This is a genomic window from Streptomyces sp. NPDC040410 (assembly GCF_055595715.1).
Window position 1 is genome coordinate 90,833 of the sequence record NZ_JBVIVK010000003.1, and the last position, 6,266, is coordinate 97,098.

The following is a 6,266-nucleotide window of genomic DNA, read 5'->3' on the forward strand; positions in this document are numbered from 1 at the left end:
ACCGTCGCCCCCCAAACCGTCAGCCGGAGCCACATCGGCTGGGGAGCCGTCGCCCGGCGCCACCACGCCCCGCGAGCCGGCGCCCGGAGCCACGCCCGATGGGGAGCCGTCGCCCCGCGAGGCGTCGTCAGGAGCCACGTCCGCCGGGGAGCCGTCGCCCCCCAAACCGTCAGCCGGAGCCACATCGGCTGGGGAGCCGTCGCCCGGCGCCACCACGCCCCGCGAGCCGGCGCCCGGAGCCACGCCCAATGGGGAGCCGTCGCCCCGCGAGGCGTCGTCAGGAGCCACGTCCGCCGAGGAGCCGTCGCCCCCCAAACCATCGCCCGGCACCACATCGGTCGGCGAGCCGGCGCCCGGAGCCCCGTCGGACCGTGACCCGTCGCCGGGTGATCCAACGCCCGGGACGCCGTCAGCCGGGGACCGGTCGGCCGGCGACCCCGTCCCGGCAGGCCCATAGCCCGCCGAACCGTGTGTCGAAGCTCCGCCGTCCGCCGGCCCGGCCCCCGGCGCGCCCCCGGCCGTCGTCCACGCCGGGGCGAAGTCCGGGCGGGGCGGGGGTGGTGGGGTGGCCGGGGTCGTGCCGCGGGTTTCCTCGTCCTCCCAGCGCTGGGTCTCTTCGTTCCAGTGCCGCGCTCCCCCGCTCATCGCGTCCCTCTCACATCCCCAGCAGTCCGGCCACGGCCCCGGCCGAGGCGAGGACGCTCATGAGGGCCTGGGAGTCGGTGAGCAGCTCCCGCAGGCGCTCCCGGCGGGTGGGCGCGGCCTGGCCGGTGCGGGTGATCTCGTCCTCCGTCTCGGCGAGCGCGGTGTCCAGAGCGACCGTCTGTTCGCTGCCGCGCACCCGCGCCAGGTCGGCACGCAGCTCGCGCACCGCCTCCAACAGCTCCTCGGCGGCCTCGTCGCGCTGCGGGGCGGTGCCGTGGTGGCTCTCGGCCCGCGCGTGGCTGCCGATGGCGAACGTGCTGTGCGAGACGTCGCCGATCCTGACGTTCGGCTCATCCGTGGCCATCGGTGTCGGATCCCTTCTGCGGCGCGGCGCCGCCGGTGGTGGTGGAGGAGGTGGCGGAGGCGTGAGAGCCGACGGCGAAGGTGCTGCCCTCGATCCGGCCGATGTTCACGTCGCCGTTGCTGATGTTGACGATCTTCTGCACGAACTCGCCGGTCTCGAAACCGGATTCGGCGAGCGCGGTACGCACCCCGTTCGCCACCCGGTCCTGCACGCTCTTGAGGTAGCGGGCGACGTCCATCGCCTGGAAGAGGGACCCGGTGGTCACCGAGCCCAGTTCCCGCACCGACAGGGACGGACCGTCGGGCAGCGCACCCGCGTACCCGCCGGTCAGCAGCCGCCAGACGTACACCAGCCCCTTGCCCAGCGTGATCACGGAGCGGACCGCGGAGCCGGGGACCAGCGCGCCGGCCCAGGCCGCCTTGCCGAGCACGTTGTTGTTGCGGAAGCGGTGGGCGGTGCGGTCGGCGTTCTTGAAGTCCTCGCGCACCGGCGTCAGCACGTGCGGGGCGACCTCCAGCATGAGCATGCGGCCCTGGGTGTGGATGCGCACGAAGATCGTGACGGCCAGTTCCTCCTCCCAGCCGCCGACGCGGATGCGCAGGAAGTGCCGCCGCTTCTCGGCACCCTCCTCCACCGCACGCGCCCGGTGCTCCTCGAAGGCCTGCGGGTGGTACGGCGCCTCCTCGCGCCGCCGCAGCCCCTCGGCGGGCAGGAACACGCACTCGTCGATCTCCAGCCAGCGCAGTCGGTCGCGCCCCAGGTGGCCGGCGTACTCGGCGGGCAGCCGCAGCTGCTCTATCAGCGGCCGGATCTTCTCCAGGACGGCGCGGTTGCCGAGCGGCTGCTGCTTCTTCATGTCCTCCGGGCGCAGCTCCACGGCGAGGACCCATGTCTCGTAGGCCTCGCCGGCCCCGCAGAACGGGCGTGCCTCGTGATACATGATCAGCGGCGCGTGCTGTTCGAGCCGGATGCGGTCCTTCAGCCGCCGGAACCGCTCTCCCTCGGCCTGCTCGGCGGGGTCGCCGGCGGCGTCCGGGAAGCGCTGTGGGGACAGTTCGGCGGCGAGTACCCGGGCGAACTGGCCACGCTGTGCGGCGATGCACAGCGCGATCAGCACGAACATGACGAGCGTGGCCCAGCCCTGCCAGGGTTTGACCAGGTCGCTGAGGCTGTCGCCGGACGGGACCAGCAGGTCGCTCGCGCTCGACGGGTCGGAGAAGCCGTCGCCGTACAGGCCGGAGTCGTAGGAGTCGTAGGACGAGTCGTACGAGGAGTCTTCCTCCCCGGCGCCGAACGCGACGATCACCGTGAAGACCAGCAGCACCGCGAACATGACACGGCCCCACCAGCGCAGCAGGAAGGCGGGCACACGGCGGTACAGCGGCTGCGCGCCGCGGCCCCTGACCCAGGACGCGACCGCGAGGTACAGGCTGGGGCCCACGAAGAAGGCCAGCAGCCCCCCGGTCAGCAGCGCGCCGACCACCCACAGGCCCAGGATCGCCCCGGCCCACAGCAGCTCCTGGCGCCGGGCCCGGAGGGCGTGCGCGAGGACTCGGGCCGCGTCGAAGCCGAGCGAGGGCGCCACGATCCGCTGTTCGTTGAGGTGGAGTTCCTCGATGACCCGGTCGCGGTAGCCGGAGTCCAGATAGGTGCCCGCGCACAGCAGCCGGGTCGCCTCGCTGGCGTGCGGCGGTGTGGACGGCGGTGTCGGTGGTGCGTCGGTGTCGGCCGGCTGTGGTTGTTGCGGCACGTAGGCGGTGCTCACGCCACTCCCCCGATGCGTGGAAAGTCCTTTGTCAGACGTTCAGTTGACAAACCATCAGCATAGAGTGACCGATGGGACCGGGGAAAGCGGAATGGCGGTACGACGGTTCAACTGCTACAGGCTCCTCACAAGCACTGCGCACGCCGGGCAGAAGGAGGCCGGCGCGGTGTCGAGCGGTTCGCGCACGAGCGCGGGGGCGGCCGCCAGCGGTACCGCTTTTGAAGGTACCGGCGGAAAACGGAACGGGCCCCGTTCCGGCAGAAACCGGAACAGGGCCCGTGGGCGCTCGTGACAGAGCCGTCGAGACGGCTCAGATGAGGCCGAGGGAGCGGACCGCGTCGCGCTCCTCCGCGAGCTCCTTGACGGAGGCGTCGATACGGGTGCGGGAGAACTCGTTGATCTCCAGGCCCTGAACGATCTCGTACCGGCCGTCCTTGGTGGTGACCGGGAAGGAGGAGATCAGGCCCTCCGGGACGCCGTAGGAGCCGTCCGACGGGATGCCCATGGAGGCCCAGTCGCCGTCGGCCGTGCCGTTGACCCAGGTGTACACGTGGTCGATGGCGGCGTTGGCGGCGGAGGCGGCCGACGATGCGCCACGGGCCTCGATGATCGCGGCACCGCGCTTGGCGACGGTCGGGATGAAGTCCTCGGCCAGCCACTTCTCGTCGTTCACGGCCTCGGCGGCGTTCTTGCCGGCGACCGTGGCGTGGAAGATGTCCGGGTACTGGGTGGCGGAGTGGTTGCCCCAGATGGTCAGGCGCTTGATGTCGGCGACCGTCGAGCCAGTCTTCTTCGCGAGCTGGGTCAGCGCGCGGTTGTGGTCCAGGCGGGTCATCGCGGTGAAGCGCTCGGCCGGTACGTCCGGGGCGGCGGCCTGGGCGATGAGCGCGTTGGTGTTGGCCGGGTTGCCGACGACGAGGACCTTGATGTCGTCCGCGGCGTGGTCGTTGATGGCCTTGCCCTGCGGCTTGAAGATGCCGCCGTTGGCCTCCAGGAGGTCACCGCGCTCCATGCCCTTGGTGCGCGGGCGGGCGCCGACGAGGAGGGCGATGTTGGCGCCGTCGAAGGCGACGTTCGGGTCGTCGCTGATGTCGATGCCCTGAAGCAGCGGGAACGCGCAGTCGTCCAGCTCCATGGCCGTGCCCTCGGCGGCCTTCAGCGCCGGGGTGATCTCCAGGAGGCGCAGCCTGACCGGCACGTCCGCGCCGAGCAGCTGGCCGGAGGCGATGCGGAAGAGCAGGGCGTAACCGATCTGGCCGGCCGCGCCGGTGACGGTGACGTTCACGGGAGTGCGGGTCATGGCGTTCTCCGTATGACAGCTGGCGGTGGGGCGTCCCTGCCCCGGGTGGGACCTACAAATGATCGATCTCTTGGTATCAAGAGATCCATCCAGCGGTCAGGCTATCGCGCATCCGGCATCCCGGACGTCCGGGTCCGTGTGGCCCGTCCCACAGAGCCGCGAAAGGGAGCGGCCGCCCGGTCCGGGAGAGGGGGACATGGGCGGCCGCATTGTGGGGGTACCGATTGCCGGACTCCCGTGGGGGTACGGTTCGCGTGCCCACGACGGCGGCCGCCAATCCTGTCTTCCACCGACTACTTTGTGCACCCCTTCCGCCCCGAGGCCAGCGTCACGCACGCCTTCGCCTCGCCGGCGTCCTTCACCGCCACCATCGGCGTGTACGCGATGGTGTCCCCGGCCGTGGTGATGTTCCCGGACTGCACGGTCCCGCCGGCCGTCACGCGCACCTCGTCCCCCTGAGCGGCCTGCGTGATGCGCCCCCACGCCACCCGGCAGGTCTTGCTGTAGCGGACCTCTACCACGGTGGACCCCACGGTCGCGGTCTCGGCCGTGGTCACCAGATCACCGCTGCACCCCATGCTCTCCGCGTCCTTGCCGGTGCAGGAGGCACCGCCGCACTTCACCCCGGCCGGCAGCTCGACGTTCGTGCCGGCGGACGGCGGGGGTGTCCTGGCCGCGCCCTCGTCGCTCTGCCCGCCGCCGCCGTCCATCAGGAACAGCACCCCGGCGGCGACGACCAGCACACCGACGACACCCGCGAGGAACGTCGTCAGCCGCTGCTTGCCACCCGGCCCTCCGGAGGACCCGCCGACGGGCTCACCGGAAGTGCCCCCGCCCGACGGTGACGGTGACGGTGCAGCCGCAGCCGGAGCCGTCGGCCCCCGATGCCCGGCGACTCCCCAGGAGTTCCCGCTCTCCCTCCTGCCCCCGGCGGAGTCCTGCACCTCGGGCGCCGTCGGCTGCGGCGGCACCGTCGGCGCCACGCCCGCGGGCCCGGCGATCCCGGGAGTCGCGGTCGCGCTGCCGCCTCTGCGGGCCGCCGGGGCCGCCGCCTTGCCGCCCTGGGCGGCGGCCGACGGCGCGCCGGACTCCCCGAGCGCGGCACGCGCCTGGGAGATCCGTATCGCCTCCATGGTCAGGTCGTGACGCATCTCCGAGCGGCTCCAGGCACGCTCGGCGAGTTCCCACATCGTGGTCAGGTGGACGGGATTGGTGCCGGTGACCTCGGCCAGGGCCACGATCGCTCCCTTGGGCGCGAGCAGCCGGCCGTTGAGGTACCGCTCCCAGGACGTCTTGCTGTAGCCGGTGCGGTCGGCCACCGCTGCGATGCTGAGACCGCTGCGGTCCACCAGCCGTCGCAACTGGCCCGCGAACTCCCTGACCTGCGGATCGAGTTCGTCCGGCAAGGCCCTCCAACGAGGCATTGCTTCCCCCCTCTTTCCCCCGGTTTCCTGCTGACGGTCCCCCGGTTTGCTCCCGGTCTGCCCGTTCTGGCTACCCACAGGGATGCGTCCGGCCGGGATCCCAGTTCCCGGAAATGGGGCGCACAGGAGCGTGAGGCCGCAGGCGCGCACCGTCGCACGCCCTGGCATATGCGCGGGACATCCCAGACCGTCCCGATTTCCCACGCTAGCCGCGGCAGCGCACGACTTCCCCTCGCATGCGCGAACTCGTCAACACATCACCACGGCAGGCGCACACGGGCCGCGCCGCCCGTCACAGGAGTGCTCGGCTCACCCAAGGGCAACGGCGCCGACGACACCGGCCGACAGCAGGACGAGGAGCAGCACAACGGCGTACAGCAGCAGCGCGCCCGGCAGCCCGCTGCCGCGTTCGTTCTCCTCGGGGGGCGTGTCCCACCACAACAGGAGCGTGGGGCCGTCCTACGACCGCCTGCCGGGGCGGGGGCCGGTGTGCGGTCGTACCGTGGCAGAGCGCGGACAACGTGGCAGAACGGTCACACCCGTGCCACAGCGCACTGACAGCTGTTGAAGAGGCCCGTCACCTGCACCAGGGTTGGTCCCGGGGGGGGGGGGGGGGGTGGGGGGGGGGGGGGGGGAGGGGGGGGGGGGGGGGGGGGGGGGGGGGGATGGGGGGGGGGGGGGGGGGGAGGGGAAGGGCAGTGACGTGTTCGGACGTCGAAAGAAGACGGATGCCGACGAGGGCGCGGCCGGCGAGGAAGAGCAGGTCGT

At 72.2% G+C, this 6,266-nt stretch carries 5 protein-coding genes; all 5 read right to left on the minus strand.

Annotation, left to right across the window (positions count from 1 at the left end):
* Nucleotides 1–655: 655 nt before the first annotated feature.
* Nucleotides 656–1,009 (minus strand): hypothetical protein, encoded by a 354-nt coding sequence (locus ACZ562_RS07725; protein ID WP_471174988.1) that lies wholly within the window; start codon nucleotides 1,007–1,009, stop codon nucleotides 656–658.
* The gene (locus ACZ562_RS07730; RefSeq protein WP_471174990.1) at nucleotides 996–2,774 is read right to left on the minus strand and encodes a hypothetical protein; all 1,779 of its coding nucleotides are present in this window, start codon (nucleotides 2,772–2,774) and stop codon (nucleotides 996–998) included. Before ACZ562_RS07730 ends, ACZ562_RS07725 begins: the two co-directional genes overlap by 14 nt.
* A gap of 310 nt (nucleotides 2,775–3,084) precedes the next feature.
* Nucleotides 3,085–4,074, minus strand: a complete 990-nt coding sequence (locus ACZ562_RS07735; protein WP_471174992.1) for a malate dehydrogenase — start codon at nucleotides 4,072–4,074, stop codon at nucleotides 3,085–3,087.
* A gap of 293 nt (nucleotides 4,075–4,367) precedes the next feature.
* Nucleotides 4,368–5,498: a helix-turn-helix domain-containing protein gene (locus ACZ562_RS07740; protein WP_471174994.1), complete on the minus strand. Its 1,131-nt coding sequence runs from the start codon at nucleotides 5,496–5,498 to the stop codon at nucleotides 4,368–4,370.
* Between the two features lie 309 nt (nucleotides 5,499–5,807).
* Nucleotides 5,808–5,939 (minus strand): hypothetical protein, encoded by a 132-nt coding sequence (locus tag ACZ562_RS07745; protein WP_471174996.1) that lies wholly within the window; start codon nucleotides 5,937–5,939, stop codon nucleotides 5,808–5,810.
* Nucleotides 5,940–6,266: the final 327 nt, after the last annotated feature.

Bases quoted from the DNA above. Each gene is read 5' to 3' on its own strand.
- ACZ562_RS07725 (WP_471174988.1), bottom strand. From the start codon at position 1,009: ATGGCCACGGATGAGCCGAACGTCAGGATCGGCGACGTCTCGCACAGC.
- ACZ562_RS07735 (WP_471174992.1), bottom strand. From the start codon at position 4,074: ATGACCCGCACTCCCGTGAACGTCACCGTCACCGGCGCGGCCGGCCAG.
- ACZ562_RS07740 (WP_471174994.1), bottom strand. From the start codon at position 5,498: ATGCCTCGTTGGAGGGCCTTGCCGGACGAACTCGATCCGCAGGTCAGG.